Origin of the sequence: Streptococcus urinalis 2285-97, from assembly GCF_000188055.2 — a bacterium.
Taxonomy (GTDB): Bacteria; Bacillota; Bacilli; order Lactobacillales; family Streptococcaceae; genus Streptococcus; species Streptococcus urinalis.
This window is the reverse complement of record NZ_AEUZ02000001.1, coordinates 115,164-137,942: the sequence shown is the minus strand read 5'-3', so window position 1 is coordinate 137,942 and position 22,779 is coordinate 115,164. Positions and strand designations below refer to the sequence as shown.

At 34.2% G+C, this 22,779-nt stretch carries 22 protein-coding genes and 1 pseudogene; 6 read left to right on the top strand and 17 right to left on the bottom strand.

All coding sequences use genetic code 11. The features are described 5' to 3' along the window. Positions 1–170: 170 nt before the first annotated feature. The 12 genes and pseudogenes from STRUR_RS00635 to STRUR_RS00600 form a co-directional block, all read right to left on the bottom strand. Positions 171–758: a hypothetical protein gene (locus STRUR_RS00635; protein WP_006739195.1), complete on the bottom strand. Its 588-nt coding sequence runs from the start codon at positions 756–758 to the stop codon at positions 171–173. Next, positions 755–886: a hypothetical protein gene (locus tag STRUR_RS11975; protein ID WP_265092858.1), complete on the bottom strand. Its 132-nt coding sequence runs from the start codon at positions 884–886 to the stop codon at positions 755–757. Before STRUR_RS11975 ends, STRUR_RS00635 begins: the two co-directional genes overlap by 4 nt. 28 nt (positions 887–914) lie before the next feature. Further along, positions 915–1,904: a DUF3114 domain-containing protein gene (locus STRUR_RS00630; protein ID WP_162097620.1), complete on the bottom strand. Its 990-nt coding sequence runs from the start codon at positions 1,902–1,904 to the stop codon at positions 915–917. A 210-nt stretch (positions 1,905–2,114) separates the two neighbouring features. Then, on the bottom strand, positions 2,115–4,616 hold the full coding sequence (leuS, locus tag STRUR_RS00625; RefSeq protein ID WP_006739938.1) for a leucine--tRNA ligase: 2,502 nt from the start codon (positions 4,614–4,616) through the stop codon (positions 2,115–2,117). Positions 4,617–4,806: 190 nt separating this feature from the next. Continuing rightward, complete coding sequence (locus STRUR_RS00620) at positions 4,807–5,313, bottom strand: hypothetical protein (RefSeq protein WP_006738859.1); 507 nt, start codon at positions 5,311–5,313, stop codon at positions 4,807–4,809. A gap of 335 nt (positions 5,314–5,648) precedes the next feature. Continuing rightward, a pseudogene (locus tag STRUR_RS11805) lies at positions 5,649–5,777 on the bottom strand (LPXTG cell wall anchor domain-containing protein); the annotation flags it as partial. A gap of 36 nt (positions 5,778–5,813) precedes the next feature. Continuing rightward, positions 5,814–7,220, bottom strand: coding sequence for an albumin-binding GA domain-containing protein (locus STRUR_RS11800; RefSeq protein WP_006738471.1), 1,407 nt, complete (start codon positions 7,218–7,220; stop codon positions 5,814–5,816). 413 nt (positions 7,221–7,633) lie between these two features. Then, positions 7,634–8,173 (bottom strand): transcription termination/antitermination protein NusG, encoded by a 540-nt coding sequence (nusG, locus tag STRUR_RS00610; RefSeq protein WP_006740149.1) that lies wholly within the window; start codon positions 8,171–8,173, stop codon positions 7,634–7,636. A gap of 151 nt (positions 8,174–8,324) precedes the next feature. After that, positions 8,325–8,501 (bottom strand): preprotein translocase subunit SecE, encoded by a 177-nt coding sequence (gene secE / locus STRUR_RS11150; protein ID WP_081479453.1) that lies wholly within the window; start codon positions 8,499–8,501, stop codon positions 8,325–8,327. Positions 8,502–8,518: 17 nt separating this feature from the next. Next, complete coding sequence (rpmG, locus tag STRUR_RS11145) at positions 8,519–8,671, bottom strand: 50S ribosomal protein L33 (protein WP_006740629.1); 153 nt, start codon at positions 8,669–8,671, stop codon at positions 8,519–8,521. Between the two features lie 48 nt (positions 8,672–8,719). Next, complete coding sequence (pbp2a, locus tag STRUR_RS00605) at positions 8,720–11,047, bottom strand: penicillin-binding protein PBP2A (protein ID WP_006739793.1); 2,328 nt, start codon at positions 11,045–11,047, stop codon at positions 8,720–8,722. A gap of 34 nt (positions 11,048–11,081) precedes the next feature. Next, positions 11,082–11,462 (bottom strand): RidA family protein, encoded by a 381-nt coding sequence (locus tag STRUR_RS00600; RefSeq protein WP_006738491.1) that lies wholly within the window; start codon positions 11,460–11,462, stop codon positions 11,082–11,084. Positions 11,463–11,667: 205 nt separating this feature from the next. Here STRUR_RS00600 and STRUR_RS00595 point away from each other — a divergent pair, with 205 nt between their 5' ends. Both STRUR_RS00595 and STRUR_RS00590 read left to right on the top strand, forming a co-directional pair. Beyond that, positions 11,668–11,865, top strand: coding sequence for a hypothetical protein (locus tag STRUR_RS00595; protein ID WP_006738814.1), 198 nt, complete (start codon positions 11,668–11,670; stop codon positions 11,863–11,865). After that, entirely contained in the window at positions 11,862–12,731 is an 870-nt protein-coding gene (locus tag STRUR_RS00590; protein ID WP_006739688.1) for an RluA family pseudouridine synthase, read from the top strand. Before STRUR_RS00595 ends, STRUR_RS00590 begins: the two co-directional genes overlap by 4 nt. 30 nt (positions 12,732–12,761) lie before the next feature. Here STRUR_RS00590 and STRUR_RS00585 read toward each other — a convergent pair whose 3' ends face one another. The 5 genes from STRUR_RS00585 to STRUR_RS00565 form a co-directional block, all read right to left on the bottom strand. Beyond that, entirely contained in the window at positions 12,762–14,396 is a 1,635-nt protein-coding gene (locus STRUR_RS00585; RefSeq protein ID WP_006740628.1) for a zinc ribbon domain-containing protein, read from the bottom strand. Positions 14,397–14,740: 344 nt separating this feature from the next. Next, positions 14,741–16,369, bottom strand: coding sequence for a chaperonin GroEL (gene groL / locus STRUR_RS00580; RefSeq protein WP_006738714.1), 1,629 nt, complete (start codon positions 16,367–16,369; stop codon positions 14,741–14,743). A 40-nt stretch (positions 16,370–16,409) separates the two neighbouring features. Next, positions 16,410–16,697 carry a co-chaperone GroES gene (groES, locus tag STRUR_RS00575; RefSeq protein WP_006739058.1) on the bottom strand — a complete coding sequence of 96 codons (288 nt, stop codon included), beginning with the start codon at positions 16,695–16,697 and terminating at the stop codon, positions 16,410–16,412. Positions 16,698–16,823: 126 nt separating this feature from the next. Then, positions 16,824–19,265 (bottom strand): ATP-dependent Clp protease ATP-binding subunit, encoded by a 2,442-nt coding sequence (locus tag STRUR_RS00570; protein ID WP_006740029.1) that lies wholly within the window; start codon positions 19,263–19,265, stop codon positions 16,824–16,826. Next, entirely contained in the window at positions 19,262–19,726 is a 465-nt protein-coding gene (locus STRUR_RS00565; RefSeq protein ID WP_006739555.1) for a CtsR family transcriptional regulator, read from the bottom strand. Before STRUR_RS00565 ends, STRUR_RS00570 begins: the two co-directional genes overlap by 4 nt. 205 nt (positions 19,727–19,931) lie before the next feature. On the opposite strand from STRUR_RS00565, the gene STRUR_RS00560 reads away from it, so the two are divergent. The 4 genes from STRUR_RS00560 (at position 19,932) to STRUR_RS00545 (ending at position 22,705) form a co-directional block, all read left to right on the top strand. Further along, positions 19,932–20,399: a COG2426 family protein gene (locus tag STRUR_RS00560; RefSeq protein ID WP_006739324.1), complete on the top strand. Its 468-nt coding sequence runs from the start codon at positions 19,932–19,934 to the stop codon at positions 20,397–20,399. Between the two features lie 16 nt (positions 20,400–20,415). Further along, positions 20,416–20,694, top strand: a complete 279-nt coding sequence (locus STRUR_RS00555) for a GNAT family N-acetyltransferase (protein ID WP_006738397.1) — start codon at positions 20,416–20,418, stop codon at positions 20,692–20,694. Between the two features lie 45 nt (positions 20,695–20,739). Further along, positions 20,740–21,882, top strand: coding sequence for a glycerate kinase (locus STRUR_RS00550; protein ID WP_006739306.1), 1,143 nt, complete (start codon positions 20,740–20,742; stop codon positions 21,880–21,882). Positions 21,883–22,525: 643 nt separating this feature from the next. Further along, positions 22,526–22,705, top strand: a complete 180-nt coding sequence (locus STRUR_RS00545) for a hypothetical protein (RefSeq protein WP_006739661.1) — start codon at positions 22,526–22,528, stop codon at positions 22,703–22,705. Positions 22,706–22,779 lie beyond the last annotated feature (74 nt).

Genomic DNA, 22,779 nt, shown 5'->3' with positions numbered 1-22,779 from the left:
CTTTTCAAAGTTTTTTTATTTGTTTTCTTTACATGTTTATTATAGTTTTTGAAAGCGTTTTAAAAAAGACCAACTATCACACAATAAAGTGTTCAAAATTAGACTTTAATCATCTTTATGTGTTCATCTTTATCAAAAATAAAAAAAGATCTTTTCATCAAGATCTCTTTTTATTTTGTCATTTTATATTGTTTCAAAAACTCAGATATAGAATTTGGTAGGTCTTCTTTTGAACGGTCAATCAGGATACTTTCTGTTTTTAGTTTTTCTTTATCACCTACCAATACACTATATTGATTATGATAAACATACTGTCCCTTTTTCTTTGCTAATAAGGGAATGTCTGGATAAAGCGTTTCTTTGGTATCATCTATCGATTTTTTAAAAATCTCCTTGCGATTGACTGCTTTAACAGACTTAAATTTCACTAAAACTGACTTTGTAATTGTGAAATAATAGCCTTCTTTCTTCTTAATATAAGTTCCTTCTAAATAAGTTATTTCAGGGTAAATTTTACTAGGATAATTTTCTGCTCTTTCTTCTTCAAGCTCTTCTTCAGATCTATAATGACTATTATCCCATTTCATCACCCAATGTTTATTATCAACGAGTTTAAAAATCGCATCAGCTTCATAAGTTTGACCAATACGTAATGTTGTAACAGAACGGTAACTGAGAAGTTGCCAAATAATAAAAACAATCACACAAAGTCCTAAAAAGAGCGATGATAGCATTACGAATTTTTTATGTTTTCTCATTTTGACTCCTTCTCGACTAATTTTTTAAACTTTAATACTTCTGCTTTCACACGATTGAACAAACTATTATCAGACTGACTGTAAAATCCTTCAGCATTATAATAACTATACAACCAACGTTGACTCATTGTATTTTCAAAAAGTCCATTTGGTGCTTTAATAGGATATGGGTACTTTAATAGGATATGGGTACTTTCTATAAGCTTTGATTCTAAATGTCGGATCATGATGACTGACAGGAAAAACATCCAATTCTCTATGCCTAGAATTATTGCGATCTGCATAATTAAAGCTAGCTCCATTAATGATGCCATTTTCAGTTTGGTGTTCAGGATCCAATTCATTTACAAATTGTCCTTCATTATCAAGAATAAATTCAGAATAAAAGTGTAAAACGATTTTATAATTTGTTCTTAACTTACCATCTGGATATATCTTTATATAATGAGAGGCATTTCTTGTTGATAAGGCGATTTTATTATGTAATCTTGACGATTCACTATAACTATAATCAAAATAGTAATCTGATTTATCAATACCTTGTTCTTCCAAAAAGGTATTCATCTCATCCATATTTTTAAGGTATCTAGCTAGAGCTTGTGCATCTGTTTCGCCAGACTTTTTTATATGATGACGGATCCATTGTGCTTGTTGAGCTGAAATCACATAGCGAAATTGATGGACTTGCTGATTTAATGTCCCTTTTGCTAATAAGCTCTGTCTAGGAAATGCTTTTTGAACACTTTTAGAGATATCTTTCCAAAAAGGATCATCTGGTGCTAGTGATGGTGAAAAGTGAGTTAATAATTGCTGGGTTTCAGTCTGTTTCCCAGAGAGGTCATCTGGCATACCAATGGTCTTCATTGCAATACTTAATAATTTTTTCATTTTTTGAGTATTTGCTTGATTCATCTGAGATAGCCACATCTCTTGGAAATCACTAGACCCAAACAGTAAATCATTTTGAAAACGACTTGATAAGAGTGACTGATATTCTTTAAGAGTCTTTTCTTTCTTTGTTTTTTTAAGAAAAACCATTTCTACGGTCTTTTTACTCCAACCTTTTTGTCTCAATTGATTGGTTTTAGATAAAATATCTTTTTCAACAGTTGTTGCTTCTTGATCTGAAATCTTAAAGGTTTTCATTAAATAATCTTTTAGATGTACTAAAGTGATGTTATTGTTTTTTTGTCTTGAGTCGTCAGCAAAAACAGGATGTAGATGACCAAATAAAAAAACAGATAATAAAAGCACGATACCTATTTTCTTCATAACCCTATTATAGCAAAAAGAAGTTCCAAAACATGTCTTTCTCACAAAAGAAAACGCTCCAACCAAATAATTAGAGCGTTATTCTTATTTGATTACAATATTAACTAATTTATTGGGAACAGCAATAACTTTGATAATTTCTTTTCCTTCAACTTCAGAAGCAATTTTTTCGTTTCTAAGCGCAGCTTGTTCCAATTCTTCTTTAGACAAATCTTTTGGTACTGTCAATCTTGCTTTTACTTTTCCTTTTATTTGGACAACAATTTCAACATTTGCTTCAACCAATTTTGTTTCATCCCAAGTTGGCCAAGCAACATAAGAGATAGATTGATCAGAATCAGTGACTTTATGCCACAATTCTTCACCTAAATGTGGTGCAAATGGTGCTATTAGTTGAATAAAGCCTTTTGCATAATCAATAAATAGATCATCTTCTTTATTGGCTGCATTAACAAATACCATGAGTTGTGCAATAGCAGTATTAAACTTCATAGATTCAATTTGTTCCGTTACTGCTTTTACTGTCTCGTGATAAACTTTATCTAGTTTGCCACTGTTTTCAGCTACAATTGATTTACTTGTCAAAAGACGGTAAACACGATCCAAGAATTTACGCGATCCTTCAAGGCCTTCTTCTGACCAAGCAATTGAAGCATCGAGTGGTCCCATAAACATTTCATAAACACGTAAAGTATCTGCACCAAATTGGTCAATGACATCATCTGGATTGACAACATTTTTAAGTGATTTAGACATTTTAGCCGGTGCTTGTTCTAATTCTTCACCAGTCTCAATATGGAAGAAAGAACCATCTCGTTTTTCCACTAAATCACTTGCAATTAAAGCACCACGATGATCACGGTAACTCGTTCCTAGAATCATTCCTTGGTTAAACAGTTTTTGGAATGGTTCTTTTGTTGGAACAACCCCTAAATCATAAAGTACTTTATGCCAGAAACGTGCATAGAGTAAGTGAAGAACGGCATGTTCAGCACCACCGATATAAATATCAACTGGTAACCATTCTTTTAAAAGTTTTTCATCAGCAATTTTTTCCTTGTTATGTGGATCAATATAACGGATATAATACCAACTTGAACCAGCCCACTGTGGCATTGTGTTCGTTTCACGACGACCTTTAACACCATCTTCACGTGTTACTTCAAGCCAGTCTGTTAAGTTAGCTAAAGGTGATTCTCCTGTTCCTGAAGGTCTAATATCCTTTGTCACAGGTAAAACAACCGGTAATTCATTTTCTGGAACAGCTGTTGAAGTGCCATCTTCCCAATGAATAATTGGAATAGGTTCTCCCCAATAACGTTGACGTGAGAACAACCAATCACGTAAACGATAAGTTGTTTTCTCATGACCAACATTATTTGATTCAAGCCATTCAATCATTTTGGCAATAGCCTGCTCTTTATCAAGACCATTTAAGAAGTCTGAATTGATATGAAGGCCATCTTCAGTATAAGCAGCTTCTTCTACGTTACCGCCTTCTAGCACTGGGATAATGTCAATGTCAAATTGTTTTGCAAACTCCCAGTCTCTTTCATCATGGGCAGGAACTGCCATAATAGCTCCAGTACCATAACTTGCAAGGACATAATCTGCAATCCAAATTGGAATTTCTTTTCCATTTACTGGGTTAATAGCATAGCTACCAGTCCAAACACCAGTCTTTTCTTTGGCTAAATCTGTACGGGCTAAATCTGATTTCAAACTAGCTTGACGTTTGTATTCTGAAACAGCTTCTTTTTGAGCCTCACTTGTAATCGCATCAACCAATTCATGCTCTGGTGCAAGTACCGCATAAGTAGCACCAAAAAGCGTATCAGGACGAGTTGTAAAGACGGTGAAATCACGGTTAGTCTCTTTAACCTTAAAAGTCACATTAGCACCTGTTGATTTCCCAATCCAATTACGTTGCATATCTTTAATAGATTCTGGCCAATCCAAGTCTTCCAAGTCTTCAAGCAAGCGTTCAGCATAAGCAGTGATTTTTAACACCCATTGTCTCATTGGTTTACGAACAACAGGGTAGCCTCCACGTTCTGAAGTGCCATCTGGAAGCACTTCTTCATTGGCAATTGTCGTGCCTAATTCTTCTACCCAGTTAACGGGAACTTCAGCTTCATAAGCTAAGCCTTTTTCATAAAGCTTGGTAAAAATCCATTGTGTCCATTTGTAAAATTCTGGATCAGTTGTATTAACTTCACGATCCCAATCATAAGAAAAACCAAGTGCATTGATCTGTCTCTTAAAATTAGCAATATTAGCAGCGGTAAATTCAGCTGGATCATTTCCTGTATCCATAGCATATTGTTCGGCCGGAAGACCAAAGGCATCCCAACCCATAGGGTGTAATACATTGTAGCCTTGAGCACGTTTGTATCGACTTAAAATATCTGTAGCTGTATAGCCTTCTGGATGCCCAACATGAAGTCCAGCACCAGAAGGGTAAGGGAACATATCCATGGCATAAAATTTTGGTTTATTAGCATCTGTCCCAGTTTTAAATGTCTTATTTTCAGCCCAGAATGATTGCCATTTTGGTTCAATTGATTTGTGATTGTAAAATGTCATCTCACATCTCCATGTCAAAAAGTATAGTCTTCTTCATTATAGCACGATATTAAGATTAATTAAATAGAGTCATTTATTATCCTATTTATAGCTAAAACAAAAAAGTAAGAACAGAAATAACTGTTCTTACTTAGATAAGTAATGTCTTTATAGAAAGTGTTTTTTATTAGGAATAATGGTTATGTCTTAGTTACAGTTGATTTAAGGGTAGTTTGATGCTTTGGTGTTCATCAGCTGTCTCTGCCTTAACGTCTTCAGCCGGTAATTGCGTTTTAATACTTTGGAATTCATCAGCCGTCTCTGCTAATGGTTCTTCCATTTCAGGGACACCATAGCTATTATAAGTCACATTTTTTAGAGGTAATTTAATACTTTGACGTTCATCGGCTGTTTCTGCTTTGACATCTTCAGTCGGTAATTGTGTTTTGATACTTTGGAATTCATCAGCCGTCTCTGCCAATGGTTCTTCAATTTCAGGAACACCATAGCTATTGTAAGTCACATTTTTTAAAGGTAATTTAATACTTTGATGTTCATCGGCTGTTTCTGCTTTGATATCTTCAAATGATGAAAAAGCAATTGGTGTCTTAATACTTTGAAATTCATCAGCTGTCTCTGCTAGCGGGTAATAAACTTTTTCAGGTACACCATAACTATTAAACCTTGACCACGGTGTTGTGGTAAAAATGTTTTCCAAATGTTCCCAAAGTTGATCATCTGTCAGTTGTAAAGTTGCTTTTGACTCTAAGCTATTCCAAGTTTTGGCATCTCTGTGATCCGCTGAAACACTTACTGTTGAGATGACACCCAGTAAAGCTATGCTAGAAAAAGTTAAAAAATGTTTTTTAGGTTCATTAAAGACCCTCCTTAAAATAATTTTTTGTCTTGTCTTGACATTTTTTATAATAACAATAACTTTTTATTGTATCAATACATTAATACATAATTCAAAAAATAATATTATCTTTATACAAAAAAAGAGACCAAAATCGGTCTCCTTTTAATAAGATAAGTTTAGAGAAATGCTAATAATTAATCTTCTTTACGTTTTCCAACAACTGCTACTGCGCCTGCTGTTGCAATAACTGCTAAAGCTGCTGTAAAGAATGGATTTGTTGTTTCACCTGTAGTAGGTAATTCAGCTTTCTTAGCTTCTTCTTTTTTAACAGTTGAAGCTTTTGGTGCTTGTGTTTTATCTTATTTTGTTTCTTTTATAACTGGATCAGCTTTCTTAGCTGGTGCTAAGGTCATTGGAGGAATTGTTTCTGGTGATTTTGGTGCCATTTCAGGTGTTTCTGGTACTACAGTATTTTCAGCTTTCTTAGCGATAATACGTGTGCCAACGAAACGATCAAATGAGTAACCAGCGTATTTTCCAAATGGTTTTGCTAATTCTGTCAAGGCTGCTTCTTTTGCTTCTTTTGGTGTTGCAAAATTACCAAGTGCTACTGTCTCACCAGTTTTATCTAATACTAATGAGTAAGCATTTGTAGTTGGTGTTTCAACTTTTTCAGCTGGAGTTAATGACATCATAGGAGCTACTTTACTATAGACGTAAACAACTCGAGTATCGCCTTCTTTAGTTGTTCCAACTTCTGGAGCTGATCCTTCTTGAACCATCTTGAAAGCATATTCTTGTCCGTTAACTGTTAAGTTATCAAGACGAAGTGGAATTGTGTTGTAATCAAAGTCTTTTTGACCTTGAGAAACTGCAACTGTTTCGCGAAGGACATTACCTTCAGTATCAACGTAAGAAACTAATACATTGGCATTGTATTTTTCAGCATTTGAAGCTTTTAATGATTCAATGATAGAATCTTTAAGTGAATTAACACCTTCAACTGTATTAGCTGAATCAATTTTATTGATGTAAAAATCTGAAGCACCCTCTGATTTTAGAGCAGATTTGGCAAGTGATTTAGCATCTTCTAATGCATAATCTTTTACAGTTTTTACTTCCCCTCCAGTAATATCGTTCAAACCATCTGAGATTCCTGAAGCATTATTAGCTAATTTTGTTTCTTCAACTTCACTATTTATTGTTGTTAATTCATCAATTGAAGTTGCTTCAATCATTTTTTCTTCAAAATCAGATTTTTGTTGATCTGTAAGTGAAGTGTCAGCGTATAGACGAGTAATATCCTCTACTTTAGCATCTTGTAATCGTTCTGTTTCAGTAGCAATAGCTGTTTCTGCTTCTACTTTAGTCAAATTTTCAGCATCTGATGTTACTTTTGCTTCAACAGCAGCTTTATCTTTCAGTTCTTGTTGTACATGTTGTACATCTTGAACTGCTTGATTCAATAATTGGTTTACAGCAGAAACTGAAGTTGCATTAAAAATAGCATCCGTTGCTTCATTAACAATTCTTGTAATTTCAGGATCAACTACATCTGTACCAAGTTGTTTTAGTTTTTCTAAAGTAGCAAATTGTGCATCTTTTACTTTACTTGGATCAACATTATCTTTCTCAGCTACATCATTTGCTACATTTTCCCATGTATTTGCAAACTTATCCTCAGCAGATGAAGCTTCATTTGCAGTTAACGTTGTGTTTTCATCTAATCCTGTTGTTGCATCAGCGTGGATAGTTGCATTACACACAATAAAAGCTGCCGATACAGAAGCAAGACAGTAGGCAGATTTTCTTAAAAAGTATTTAACCTTTTTTCATCTTTTCCCCTTTTAACATTTTCTAAACAATCTTATTGTTAAGAGTAAGTAATATTTTTATGTGAAATTATCCTAATATAAATTTCATTTTTATTATACACCTTAATTTTTTATAAATAAACATTAAAAGTAATGTTTTTAAAAATTTAATGTTTTCTTTCCATTTTCATCTTTATTTCATATTTGGATGAGTTCTTTCAATATTAATAATGCTATTTTGAAAGGAAGTAACTTATCTTGGTTTAATAAAAAAAGCATCTCTTTTTTTAAGAAATACTTGATAATTTTTTATTTAAAAATGAATAAGACATTAAAAAACCGACTTATTGTAAGTCGGTTTTATCTTAGAGTTCGGCAATTTGGTATAATTCAACTTCTGCAAGTGTCTCAGAACCAAACATATTAATCAATAATTTTACTTTGTTATTTTCAATCTCAACTACGCGACCTTCTTGTCCCATAAAGGCACCATCAATGATTTGAACAACGTCACCTTCTTTAATATTGGTATCAAAGACATCAACCGTTTGTCCCATAGAAATTAAGATAGAACGAATTTCTTCCTCCAACAATGGTGTTGGTTTAGAACGGTTACCATGTGAACCCACAAAACCTGTAACATTTGGCGTATTACGAACAACAAACCAAGCTTCGTCAGTCATCACCATTTCAACGAGAACATAACCTGGAAAACGATTTTCTTCAACTTCTTTCGTTTTTCCATTTTTTTCGACATTAACTGTTTGTGTTGGGATTTCCACACGTAAGATATTGTCAAGCATATTATAAGTTTGGGCACGTTGAAGTAAGTTTTCTTTGACTTTATTTTCATAACCTGAGTAAGTTTGTAAAACAAACCAACCTTTATCAAAAGAATCTAACATTAGCATTTCCTTTCATTATAAAAAAGCCTCCTTAGGCTTTCTTGTGCGACTTTTTCATTTAAATTATAATAGATTTCAAAACAAGTGTCAATGAATTACCGTTGTTTAGTCCAGTAAAAAACCAGCCTAGAGGCTGGTTCACTTAATGACATTAAAATAAATCAAGTAGTTTAACAACTCCTGTTGAGAGTACTTTGTCAAATATATAAATGACAACAGTGAAAAAGAGTGTGTATTCAAGCACTGAAAGAAAATCTTTCCAGCGTTGTTTGCGGTCTGGCCATGTTGTGTCCTTCAGTAATCTGAAGGTGCCGCTGATAAATTTCACGAGCTTCATCCTTTCTTTTATCTTGTTTCTTTATGCAAGGTATATTTTTTACAATATTTACAATACTTATTAACTTCTAGACGCGTTGGTTTTGGATTACTGCTCACTCCGATAGAGTAGTTGCGACTCCCACATTCGACGCACGCTAGGCTTGCTTTTTTCTGTGCCATAATCCCTCCGTAGATGTTATTGTAGCATGCTTCTATCGTTTTAGCAAGTTATCTAAAGTAGTCTTTAATGCTATTCCAAAGTGATTGTGCATCTTCTTTTATACCAGATTTGTCTACTGCATCATTGAGTTTTTTCGTCGCATTTGATGCTGATTCTTTCAAGTCATCGATGATACTTCTAGACTCCGTCGCCGTCTCATTTGTACTATCATTTGCCCGATAAATAGGATCAATTCCATTTTGGAAATAGGCATTTTTCACATCAAACAGCGTGCCTTTTGTATATGGCAATATATAGGAAGCTTGTGTACTAAAAATCTGAGATGCTGTTCCTGCACTAGAATCTGTCAAATAATGATGTTCATCTGTTTTATTAAAACCTATCCACTGACTTATGACAACATCTGGTGTGTACCCAATGACCCATTGGTCACCTGTTAGATCTGAGTTAAAATCTGTTTCGGTTGTCCCAGTTTTACCAGCCAATGTGTATCCATAAACATTGGCATTAACAGCAGAACCATTTGAAAAGGTTCCAAGCATCATGCTTGTCATCTTATCAGAGACTGACTGACTAATCACGCGCTTCGATCTATCCGTATAGGTTTTAACCGTTTTACCACTTGCAGTTTCAATTTTTGTAATCAAGTGAGCTGTATGCATAACGCCATTATTAGCAAAAGTAGAATAAGCTTGCGCCATCTCAAGAGGATTTGTTACGACACCACCACCTAAAGCAACTCCAAATTCTTTTTTAACATTAGACATATCAAGACCAAACTTATTTCCATAAGTAAATGCCTTGTTTATTCCAATTTGATTTAAAACAGACACGGCAGGAATATTGTAAGAGTTTGCTAATGCTTGATACATAGGAACATCTTCGGATTCATAATTTGCATAGTTATGTGGTTCATAGCCATTAAAATTAGTAATTTGGTTTGGTAACTCTTTAGAAATAGACCACCCCTCAGCAATTGCTGGAGAATAAACAACTAAGGGTTTGATACTTGAAGCTGGGCTTCGTTTTGCCTGAGTAGCATAGTTAAAACTTCTAAAAGTTGGGTTCTCTGTACTACTTACTCGTCCTACTAATCCCCTTACCCCGCCAGTTTTTGGATCTAAAGCAACACTTGCACCTTGTGCTGTGGTACCATCGTAGTCAGAAGTTGGAAATAGAGCAGTATTATCAAAAGTAGTCTGCATACCAGTCTGATAATTTTGATCTAGTTCTGTATAGATTTTGTAGCCATTGTTAACCAAATCTTTTTCTGATATTCCATATTTGGAAATGGCTTCGTTGACTACAGCATCAAAATAGGATGGGTAATTGTAATCATTTGTTTTACCAATGTAATTATCAGACAAGCGATTCCCAATACCTATTTGTTTTGCTTGATTTGCTTGACTTTGAGTAATTTTTTTAGCATCTACCATGGCCTGCAAAACAGTGTCTCGTCTCGCTGTGGCATTTTTTATGGAATAAATAGGATTGTATATTTCAGGTCCTTTTAGCATGCCAGCTAAAACAGCAGATTCATCAACTGTCAGATTTGCTGCACTAGTCCCAAAATACTTTTGACTAGCATCTTCAACACCCCATACACCATTACCAAAGTAAGCATTATTGAGATACATGGTTAAGATTTCTTTTTTACTGTATTTTTTAGTCAACTCCAAAGCTAAGAAAAACTCTCTTGCTTTACGTTTGATCGTCTGATCCTGACTCAAATAAGCATTTTTTGCCAATTGTTGGGTAATGGTTGAGCCACCACCGAAGTGACCTGCAGTGATTACAGCAAGTAAGAACCGTTTTATATTGATACCATTATTTGTGTAAAATGTTCTATCTTCAGTAGCGATAACGGCATTTTCAAGATTATCTGAAATTTTGTCTAATTCGACATAAGTTCCTTTTTGACCTGATAATCTACCTGCGTATTTATTCTTATTGTCATAAATCATAGTTGTCGCTTTCAAGGCAGACTGCAAGTCTGATACTTTAGCAGTCTTTGAAAGGTAAAACAGATAAGACCCCATTGTCAAGATAAATAATGAAATGGCAATGATTAAAATTTTCCCAATATGGTATCTTCTCCAAAAACGTCTTATTGGATGTTGTGGAGAAGGAACAAAATGCCTGAATGTCTCAATCCAGGCTGGGTAAGTCTTTTTTTCTTCTGTATCATAATGACTTCTGGTATAGCCTTTTCTTGACTCATTTTTTGATACTTGTTCTTCTTTAGATTCTTGGCTAAAGGAATACGCTTTTGTTTCCTCAAAATTCTCTTCTTGATGCTTCTTGATCGCCTTTTGATTTGAATGACGTGGGCGATCAGGAAAAAATTTCTTTTTTAATAATGTCAATAAATACATATGTCAAAATTAACTGTTATTTAAACGGCTTTCCTTATTTTATAGTAATGGTTTTTGAGTATGCCATAGCATCAACCTGGAATTGCATTCCATTTTCACCACCACTGTGTGCAAACTCAGTTTGAATTGATTTTCGAGCAGGGAATTTTCCATCAAAACGTTCTTTAATAACCTTCTCCATAATAGAGACATTCCAAATATCTCTAAACAGGCAATCCATTTTGACCACTGCTTCTAATGTTAATCCTACTAAACCAAGTCGACGTTCTAACTCATCAAAAGCACCATTGATTTGTGCTTCAATAGACTCTCCGACAGGTCCTGTACAAAAGTTAATGAAATAAAAATCACCAGCACCAACTAATCCTGTGTAGGCAGATTCATCACTAACATCATATCTTGTAATACTTTTCATTTCTTTCCCTCATCCAAATTTAAACTCTTTTTTTTAACAATACTTTATTATAACAATTTCTTAAAAAAACAACCTTAAAAAAGCTATTTTTTGTCGCTTTTTTCCTTCTTTTTTCCATAAATTATGAAAAAAATAATGGTATAATAAATAAAAAACATTGACTTGTTATTAATAAGCAGACTGTATACTTGAGAGGATATTTGATATGAATAAATTTGATGCATTTAAAGAAACATTATCACCAGAAAGTTTAAAAGAAATTTACGATGAAACGAAATTAGAAGTTGCCGATGAAGAGTTAGAAGGAACTGAAGCTTTCTCTGCTGCGATTGCGACTCAAATGGCCATCAACTTAGTGGATAAATACCAAGCTTGGTTAAATGATAGCGATAATGAACAATGACATTTGAAATAGGATTTCAAAACCCATATCCTGAATCCACAGTTAAAACTTTGCTGGAGGATTCTTTACTCATTCCACGTAAAGTCAGACATTATCTAAGAACAACTAAGCATATTTGGATAAACGGACACAATATTAATTGGCAAACTGTCGTCAAACCTGGTGATTTGATTAAACTTTATTTTGAAGATTCTGTCTATCCTGAAAAGAAAATCCTTTGGGGAGATAGTCATAAAATAGACTGTCTTTACGAAGATGAACACTTGATTGTTGTCAACAAACCTGAGGGCATTAAAACGCATGGCAATGAACCTAACGAGATTGCTTTATTAAACCATGTGTGCGCTTATACAAAGCAAACTTGTTATGTTGTTCATCGTCTAGATATGGAAACAAGTGGTGCCATCTTATTTGCCAAAAATCCCTTTATTTTGCCTATCTTAAATCGTCTTCTAGAAAATAAAACCATTTATCGGGAGTATTGGGCAGTAACCGAAAGACCATTTGATTCTAAAACGGTCGTCTACAAAGATAAAATCGGGCGTCACCGTCACGATAGACGAAAACGTATCGTGGATCAAAAATACGGTCAGAATGCTATTACTGAGGTCAGGTTACTTAAAAAAGGAAGTCATGTCAGTTTGATTAATTGCCGTTTAAAAACCGGACGCACCCATCAAATTAGAGTTCATCTAGCTTATCATAGACATGCTATTATTGGTGATCCACTATATGCTACTGAAAAAGCTAGTCGTTTAATGTTACACGCGCATAGATTAAGTTTTATCCATCCATTATCACTTGAAAAAATTAGGGTAAATGCAATCTCAGATTCATTTGAAAAAATATTAGCTACTTACTTTTAAAAGAGCATACCACAAGGATATGCTCTTTTTTTATTTCTTACTAAGTTCGGGACCAGTCATTGGTTTATCATAGTTAAAGTCTGAATTGATACTTGTTTGCCAGATAATAATTTTAATTTTTTGATCATTAATCTGTATACCATAAGCATATTTAACACCAGCACCACCAATTCCACTGGTAATAAAGGCACTTGTGTCAGTACACGAATCATAATGATAAAGGTAATTATGATTTCCTTTATCTTCAAGCGAGGTTACTTTAGCAGTCTTGGTCTCATCAGGTATTTTCCCATCTTTTTGATGGATTTTACGAGTAATCGTCCCGTCTTTTGCAAAAGTCATTTCCACTTCTAATTCATTCTGAGTTCCAGTCCAAGTCCCAATCAGTGATTCTGGAAAAACACTTTCAGCTTTAACTTGGTTATCTTCTTTTGTCACATTTAGTTCTTGTTGGCCTTTTTGTGTCACAATATAAGACTGACCAGATTTTTTTAATACTAATTGTCCTGAAATATCCTGAACAACATGACCAATTGTTCCTTTCTCAGAATCTGTTGCTTTATCATAAAAGAAGTCATAGACAGCGGTGAAGTTAACTTGATAGCTGTTTTTACCTATTTGAGTCAGACTTGTTAGATTGATATTTGGAATATTAAAACTTGAAGCCTTCCGACTATCAGTACTCATCCTTGATTTAACACTATCTTTTAGACCTATATAAAATGGATTTGACGTCCCACCTTCAAAAATGGATTCTATATTTGCGGCATCTTGACCGCTGTTAACATATTGAATAAGTTGGTTAAAGATAGTTACTAACTGTTGTCCTGCAGTTTCATTATTCAATAGATTTGTTGCATCTAAAGAAACTGTCGCATTATCATCAATACTTGAAATATCTTTTTTCTCTGACAATAATGAACCATCAGAAAAGTTTTTCTCCACATAAGCTTTTGCAGAATCTGTTAAGGGATACTCTTTTACTTGATACTGTCCCTCTTTTAAACTACCAATACGTGTTTTATCAAAATAAAGCTCTCCCTCACCCAAATTACTGGTGACGGTGAAATTTTTAAATGTTACTGTCAAATCAAGAGTTGTATTTTCACCATCAAAATCTTTGCTGACTTCAATAGCCTGGTTTTTATATTGTCCAGATAATTTTGCAGTATAATTAGCCTTAGGAATATGATTGACTTTAGTACTGAAATCTTCAGAATTAGAAGTGGTAACTTTTTTTTGATTCAATAGAATATCAACATTTGGAACATTTGTTTTCAGAGTTAAAGAAATAGGTTTAATAGCTACACGATAATCTGGAAAAATGAAAAATCGTCTACCGACACTGACCATATACCTGTCATCACCGGATTGAGCTAATTTTAGTTCCGTTTTAAGAGTATCGGCCTGGCTTGAAGTCAAATGTTTGTAGTTGGCAAATTGAGCTTCATCATTTGTTACTTGTTTTTTGGTATCAGACCAAACAAGATACTCTTTAATATTTTCAAAAGTATCTCCATTTGATTTTTTGTAAGCATTAATAAAACGATTCATTTGATTGGCTTTTGAATAATAAAAACCACCCCATGCTATTAAAAGGACTGCAATAATAGCAGTAACTATGGCAACGATTTTGATTGATTTACGTTGTAATAGTTTTTTCATATCATTTCTCACTTTCTTTTCCAATCACTCTCATTATAACAAAAAGCTAATTGAGATGCTTAGGAAAAGACAAGAAAACACCTGGTCTTAAAAAGTCAGGTGTTTTCGGGAGATTTTATGAAAAATTTTAGGATAAATATAGTATAACCAGGCTTACTTAAAGAAAACTTAAATAATATTACTTTTTAATTTTAAATATACCTTTTTATGCTTAAGCTTTTTTAGGAAAAATTTCCTATACTATCTTTACTCCTAAATTAAAACTTTTCTTTTTCGAAAGAGTCCATCCCTAGATGGGCTTTTTTATTGTAAAAAACAAAAAGAAGCAATTAATTGCTTCTTTTTTACATCATTCCACCCATCATAGATGGATCCATTCCTGCTGGCATACTTGGTGCTGCAGGTTCTGGTTGATTAGCAACAACTGCTTCAGTTGTCAAAATCAAACTAGCAACTGATGCGGCATTTTGTAAAGCAGAACGAGTCACTTTTACTGGATCAATAATTCCAGTTTCAATCATATCAACCCATTCACCATTTGCGGCATTAAAACCAGTACCTAGAGGACTATTTTTCAATTTATCAATAATGACAGAACCTTCAAAACCAGCGTTGTAGGCAATTTGACGAACTGGTTCTTCTAGAGCACGAAGAACAATATTTCGTCCTGTTGCATCATCACCATCAAGTTCCAAACTAGCAACTTTTTCAATAACATTGACAAGTGCTGTTCCACCACCTGCTACGATTCCTTCTTCAACAGCAGCGCGTGTTGCATTTAGAGCATCTTCAATGCGTAATTTCATTTCTTTTAATTCTGTCTCTGTTGCAGCACCAACTTTAATCACTGCCACACCACCTGATAACTTAGCTAAACGCTCTTGTAATTTTTCACGATCAAAGTCAGAAGTAGTTGTTTCTAATTGAGATTTGATAAGACTTACACGATTTGAAATGGCTTCTGTACTACCAGCTCCTTCAACAATAACTGTATTATCTTTATCAACTGTAATGCGTGCTGCTTGACCAAGTGCTTCCATTGTAGCATCTTTCAAATCAAGGCCAAGATCTTCGGTAATAACTGTTCCACCTGTTAAAATGGCAATATCTTCCAGCATCGCTTTACGACGATCACCAAATCCAGGTGCTTTAACAGCTACGACATTAAATGTTCCACGAATTTTATTTAAAACTAGGGTTGGGAGTGCTTCACCATCAACATCATCAGCAATGATTAAAAATGGACGATTTGTTTTTAAGACTTCCTCTAACAATGGAAGAATATCTTGGATATTTGAGATTTTCTTATCAGTGATTAAGATATATGGATTTTCTAGGTCAGCAACCATTTTTTCATTGTCAGTTACCATATATTGAGATAAGTAACCACGATCAAATTGCATTCCTTCAACAACTTCTAATTCTGTTTCCATACCACGTGACTCTTCAATAGTGATAACACCATCATTACCAACACGTTCCATTGCTTCAGAAATATAGTCACCTACTTTTTCAGATCGTGACGAAACTGCAGCTACTTGAGCAATTGCCTCTTTACCTGATACAGGTTGTGCGATAGCTTTCAATTCTGAAACAGCGGTTGCTGTTGCTGCTTCAATCCCACGACGGATTCCAATTGGATTTGCTCCAGCAGTGACATTTTTAAGCCCTTCACGGACAATTGCCTGTGTTAAAACAGTTGCTGTTGTTGTTCCGTCACCAGCAATATCGTTAGTTTTTGATGCAACTTCAGAAACCAACTTAGCACCCATGTTTTCAAAATGATCTTCTAATTCAATTTCTTTGGCAATTGTGACACCATCATTTGTGATCAATGGTGAACCAAATGCTTTTTCTAAAACAACATTACGCCCTTTGGGACCTAAGGTTACTTTGACTGTATCTGCTAGCATATCAACACCTCGAACCATTGCTGAACGAGCATCTGCTGAAAATTTAATATCTTTTGCCATATCTAATTCCTTCTTTACTCTATTTTTTCAATTTAATGTTTTAAGCTAAAACAGCTAAAACATCTGATTCTCTAACGATTGTCACTGTTTCATCGCCATCTTTTACAGTTAGGCCACTTCCTACTGCTAATACAACTTTGTCGCCGACTGTTAAATCAGTCGGAATAACTTCGCCCGTTAGTGTCCTTATACCAGTCTCACTTACCGCTACAACAGTAGCGATTTGAGTATCTTCTTTATGAGTACCTGCTAAAACAAAGCCACCAACTGTCTGTTCTTTTTCTTCTTCAATTTTTACGACAACACGATCACCTAATGGTTTTAACATGTTTAGACCTCCAATAATTTCTAGTATCTAGCACTCTTTAGTAACGAGTGCTAATTTCTGTATCTATTTTATCACTTGGTCAAAAATAGTCAAGAAAAAAGAGCTTATTTTTAATAAGCTTTTTTCTCAATATGTAAATTTTAATTTTCCTTTTGAAACACCAATTGTTAAGCTATCTCCAGCTTTTATTTCTTGTGAAAGAATCAATTCTGATAACGTATCTTCTACTTGTGTTTGGATTGTCCTTCTCAGTGGTCGAGCACCCATTTCAACATCATAACCATCTTGAGCCAGATGTTTTAGAGCAGAAGGTTGAAATTTTAGCCTAATACCTTTTTCTGCTAGATTACTAATAAGGGGTTGAACCATGATTTTAACAATATCTTTAATATCTGTTTCAGATAAGTTATGAAATACAATCTTTTCATCAATACGATTGATAAATTCTGGTCGATAGGCTTTTTTAAGTTCTTCCATAATCCGTTTTTCCATCGCCGAATGATCAAATGAAATATCTTTCGCACCGAAGCCAACTGTTTTATCATCTCGAATTGCTGTTGCCCCAAGATTACTTGTCATGATAATGATGGTATTTGAAAAGTCAACTTTACGACCTCTACTGTCTGTTAAGACACCGTCATCAAGAACTTGTAGAAGGACATTAAAAATATCCGGATGTGCTTTTTCAACTTCATCAAAGAGTAAGACTGAATAAGGATTATTTCTTACTTTTTCTGTCAATTCACCGCCTTCATCATAGCCAACATAGCCTGGAGGTGCTCCATTTAATCGACTGGCGGCAAATTTTTCCATATATTCAGACATATCAAAACGAATCAAAGCTGATTCATCATCAAATAGCACTTCTGCCAATGCCTTGGCCAATTCTGTCTTACCAACACCTGTTGGACCTAAAAACATAAAAGAACCAATTGGGCGTTTTCCAGTGCGAATACCAGATTGATTACGTCGGATTGCTTTAGAAATTGCTGAAACAGCATCATCTTGACCAATAACTCGTTTATGGAGTTCTTTTTCAAGTTGTAAATATTTACGACTATCTGCTTTTGTTAATTTTTCAAGAGGAATGCCAGAAAGCTTACTTAGCGTTACCATAATATCCTCAGACGTCACTGGAGTATGTGTCTTTTCTTTTTTCTCATTTGTTGATTTAATAAGCTTTGCAACTTTCTTATAGTCACCAGAAAGGATTGCTTCATCAATTGGACTTAACAAAGGTTCTTGAGATTTTTTAACAAGACCTTGGACAGTCGCACTCGCTTCATCTAATAAATCAATTGCTGAATCCGGTAAGTTTTTACTGGTTAAATACCGTTTTGCTGCTTTAACTGCTGTCAATACAGCATCATCTGATATGGTTACATGATGATAATCTTCGTAAGATGATTTGAGACCCAATAAAATTTGATAAGCATCATCAAGACTTGGCTCTTCAATTAAAACTTTTGCAAAACGACGAGATAATGCCGCATCTTTTTCAATATGTTTTTGATACTCCTCTTGTGTTGTTGCACCTATCATATGAAGTGTTCCTCTAGAGAGAGCTGGCTTTAGAATATTTGCGGCATCTAAAGTACTATCAATACCACTCCCTGAACCCATTATGGTGTGTAACTCATCAACAAAGAGAATAATGTTGCCGTCAGATTCAATGTCATCAATAATCTGATTCATTCGTTCTTCAAAATCACCTCTGAACCTCGTTCCTGCAACAACACTCATCATATCAAGCTCTAACACTTTCATATCTTGAAGTTCGTAAGGAATAGCTCCAGTTGCAATACGCTGTGCTAAACCATAAGCTAGAGCAGTTTTACCAACCCCAGCATCACCAACTAAAACAGGGTTGTTTTTTGTTTTTCGGCTTAAAACTTGAACCATACGAGACACTTCTTTATCACGACCAATAACTGGCTCTAAACGTCCCTGTCTTGCCATTTCAGTTAAGTCTCTAGTGAAATCTGATAAGTCTCCTGCTGTTATAGGGGGTTTCATCATGTCAGAAAATGAACCTGCAGTTTTATTTTTCTTCGGTTTACGTAATTCATGGATAGCTTTTAAATGTTCCTTTGTAAAACCAGCATGCTTTTCAACAACCCGACGTAAATCAATAAGACGAGGCTCATTATTTCCATCATCTTTTACTCTAAAGCCAACGATTTCTAACAATCTCGTTGCTAACAAATCTGGAGTAAAAAGCATTGAAAATAAAACATGTTCTGAACCAATTGCATTGGAACCAGTAATTTGTCTAATAGCATCTGAGAAACGCAAGATTTCAGTTAAAGCTCTAGATTGGGGAACTAATTGAATATCTGAACCAACTTCTTGTGGCACTTTACCTAAAGCTAAAATTGCTGCCGCTTCATATTCTTCTGGTGAAAATTTTGAATCAAATTCTGAAAAAACAAGACCTGCTAAAGAATCTTCTGCGGCTACCATAGCTAATAATATATGCCAAGTTTCAAGGTATAAACTTCTATAACGAGCTGCTTGAAATTGTGCTCGTTTAAATATTTCTTGCATTTTGTATGAATAATCACTCATAGATGGAATCCTTTTCTATCTAATCTTTGTAAAATTTTTCGTAACATACGTGACCGTATTTTTGGAGCGTCTGCACCCAAGACATCATCTGAAGCTGTCGCTAAGATAAGGTTTCCCTCACGTTCACTGATAATAGATTCATCAAACAAAAGTTGAATCACATCCGTGAAAACCTGTTCACTGACTTGATCACTAACATTTGTTAGTAAGTTACCAAACATATGATGTCTATCAGAAAAGTGGACTCTGGCTATTCTAATGTAACCTCCTCCACCACGTTTACTTTCAACAACGTATCCTCTACTCTCTGTAAAGCGGGTTTTAATAACATAATTAATTTGACTAGGAACGACTCGAAAAGTATCCGCTAAATGTGACCTTTTGATTTCAGCTATGCCTGATTGTGCCAAGAGTTCTTTGATATATTCTTCAATATTATCAGAAGTATTTTTTGTAGGCATTTTGTCACTCCTTTTCTCTTTCTTTGACTAAAACTGACTATTAATCACATTATAGCAGAATTCTATCTTTTTTAAAAATGAAATACTTTTTCTAATGTTATTTTATTATCAGATATTTTTACTTGTTAACTATCAGTTGTATTCCTTTTCATTCTAAGATAAAATAGAGTTGGATATATGACGAAAGGTTTTTTTACAATAATTTATGAATTATCTCATTACATTTTTAATTTCAATGATTCCTCTTGTTGAATTAAGAGGAGCTGTGCCTTACGCCATTGCAACTGGTATTCCTATGTGGCAAGCTTTAGCTATAGGAGTAATCGGTAACATGCTTCCTGTTCCAATTATTTTCTTTTTTGCACGCAAAGTTTTAGAGTGGGGAGCAAACAAAGCATACATTGGTAAATTCTTTACTTGGTGCTTGAAAAAAGGACATAGTGGTGGTCAAAAATTAGCAGCTACCGCTGGTGAAAAAGGACTCTTTATTGCCTTGATTCTTTTTGTTGGTATTCCACTTCCTGGAACAGGTGCCTGGACGGGTACCTTAGCTGCTAGTATTTTAGATTGGGAATTTAAACAGAGTGTTATTGCAGTAATGCTTGGCGTTATTTTAGCTGGTATTCTTATGGGAACTCTAACAACCGTTGGACTTAATTTAGTGATGCCATAATCACTTGGAGGGACTTATGATTTCTATACTTTTTGATAAAACAAATCAGCGAGCTATTGCTTTAGATGATAATAAAGAAATTGGAGAATGCACTTTTATAGCTAATAATGGCATTTGGACAATCAATCATACTATCGTTGATTCAAACTATCAAGGTCAAGGTATTGCACGTCGATTAGTTGACCAAGTTGTGTCTCAAGCACGACTCAATCAAATAAAAGTCAGCGCAACTTGTTCATATGCACAAAAACTTTTTGAAAAAGATGAAACTTATACAGATATCTTAGCTAACTAGAAACTTCGGATTTTTCTGAAGTTTTTTCAAATTAAGGAGAAAATGATGAGTATTGTGATAGCTGTTGATTCTTTTAAAGGAAGCTTATCATCACTTGATGCTGGCTTAGCTATAAAAAAAGGCATATTAAAAGCTGATACTAACGCTGAAATTATTGTTAGACCAATCGCAGATGGTGGTGAAGGAACAGTTGAAGCACTGACTCAAGATATGGGTGGAAAAATCATAACAAAGACTGTGACAGGTCCACTTGGCCAAAAAGTTTCGGCTACTTATGGATTTATTGAACATCAAAAAACAGCTATCATTGAAATGGCAACTGCTTCAGGACTAACTCTGATTGCCACAGAACACCGAAATCCCCTATTGACAACAACATATGGACTAGGGGAATTAATAAAAGATGCGATCAAAAAAGGTGCTCGACATTTCATCATAGGTATTGGTGGTAGTGCTACAAATGATGGTGGTATTGGTATGCTTCAAGCCCTTGGCTTTACACTTGTAGATAAAAATGATAAAGCTGTTTCGCGTGGTGCTCTAGGACTTAAAGAACTCCACAAAATAGATATCACTACTGCTATTCCTGAATTGAAAGAATGTGATTTTAGTATCGCTAGTGATGTCACTAACCCCTTAACAGGAAATAATGGAGCCAGCCGTGTCTTTGGCCCTCAAAAAGGAGCAAATCCTGAAATGATTTTAAAAATGGATACTTGGCTAGCAAATTATGCACATTTAGTTAACCAAGATGTAAAATTGATATATTCAAATACACCAGGTAGTGGTGCAGCTGGGGGGTTAGGTTTTGCGTTTATGGCTTTTTTTAAGACGACCTTAGAATCAGGAATTGATCTCATCTTAAGAAAAACAAACCTTAGGACTTATCTTGAAAAAGCAGATATTGTTATAACTGGAGAAGGTAAACTTGACTCTCAGACTAGCATGGGAAAAGCACCTATCGGCATCGCCAAACTTGCAAAATCCTTCAATAAACCTGTGATTGCTTTTTCAGGAATAGTAACAGCTGAAGCTAATAGGTGTCATACAGCTGGTATTGATGCTTTTTTCCCTATTTTAAGAGACATTACAACACTAGAACAGGCTCTCAAACCAGAAGTTGCTAAAAATAACCTAGAAAATACTAGCGAACAAGTTTTCAGACTAATCAACATATTTCAGAAGTAAAAATAGTTAAGCTCAAACAAAAGAACTATTTTAGCTTACACTTACTATATATATACAAAAATAAAAACCTTGATTTAACAAGGTTTTTTCAATGTCATTAGTTAATTGTCGAAATGTATATCATATGTCATAAATATTAGACGGTTAATCATGACTATTTGCATAGTTCATTTAATATTTAAGGAAAGCCCTAATAATGTTACTTATTTTCATTAAGATCTTCTTTCGTAAGTCCACATCGCTTATAATCATTAATAGTGGTAATGCTTAACTGCTAATCTCATTTTTTTATTAATGTTTATTAATTTTTATTTATTTTTTTAAATAATTGTTAATAATATGGATTTTATATTGTATAATAAATTGATAGAAAGGAATAAGATAGAAAAGACAAACTAAAACCACCAAGTATTAAAAAATCATTAATGGTCCGCTTAAACCTATATTTTTTTAATACTTGAGTGGAAAATTGAAATCGGATAGTCAAACGACTATCCTCCCCAACCTGGGGATTTGTCTTAACTATATCAAACTATTATATGAAAGTAAAGTTTAGAATCATAAAACAGCCATTTGATTGGAAAGCACTATTAGCTTGGATTGTTGTCATCTCACTAATCGTTTATTTAATTTGGAGATAACTATGGAAAAAGCATTAACACCCCAACAAAAAGCATGTAAAAATTGGAATGCTAAAAATAGAGAACATCGTAATTATTTAACTAAGAGGTCTAGTGCCCGAAGTTTTATCAGGAATAATGCAACTCTTGAAGATTTGGATGAGCTGGAATTACTAATTAAAGAACGAAAAAAATCCATTTAGTTATTTAATAATGAAATAATTGATTTAACCAATATATCATTCTGTCATTGATTATAATGACAAATACTATTTTG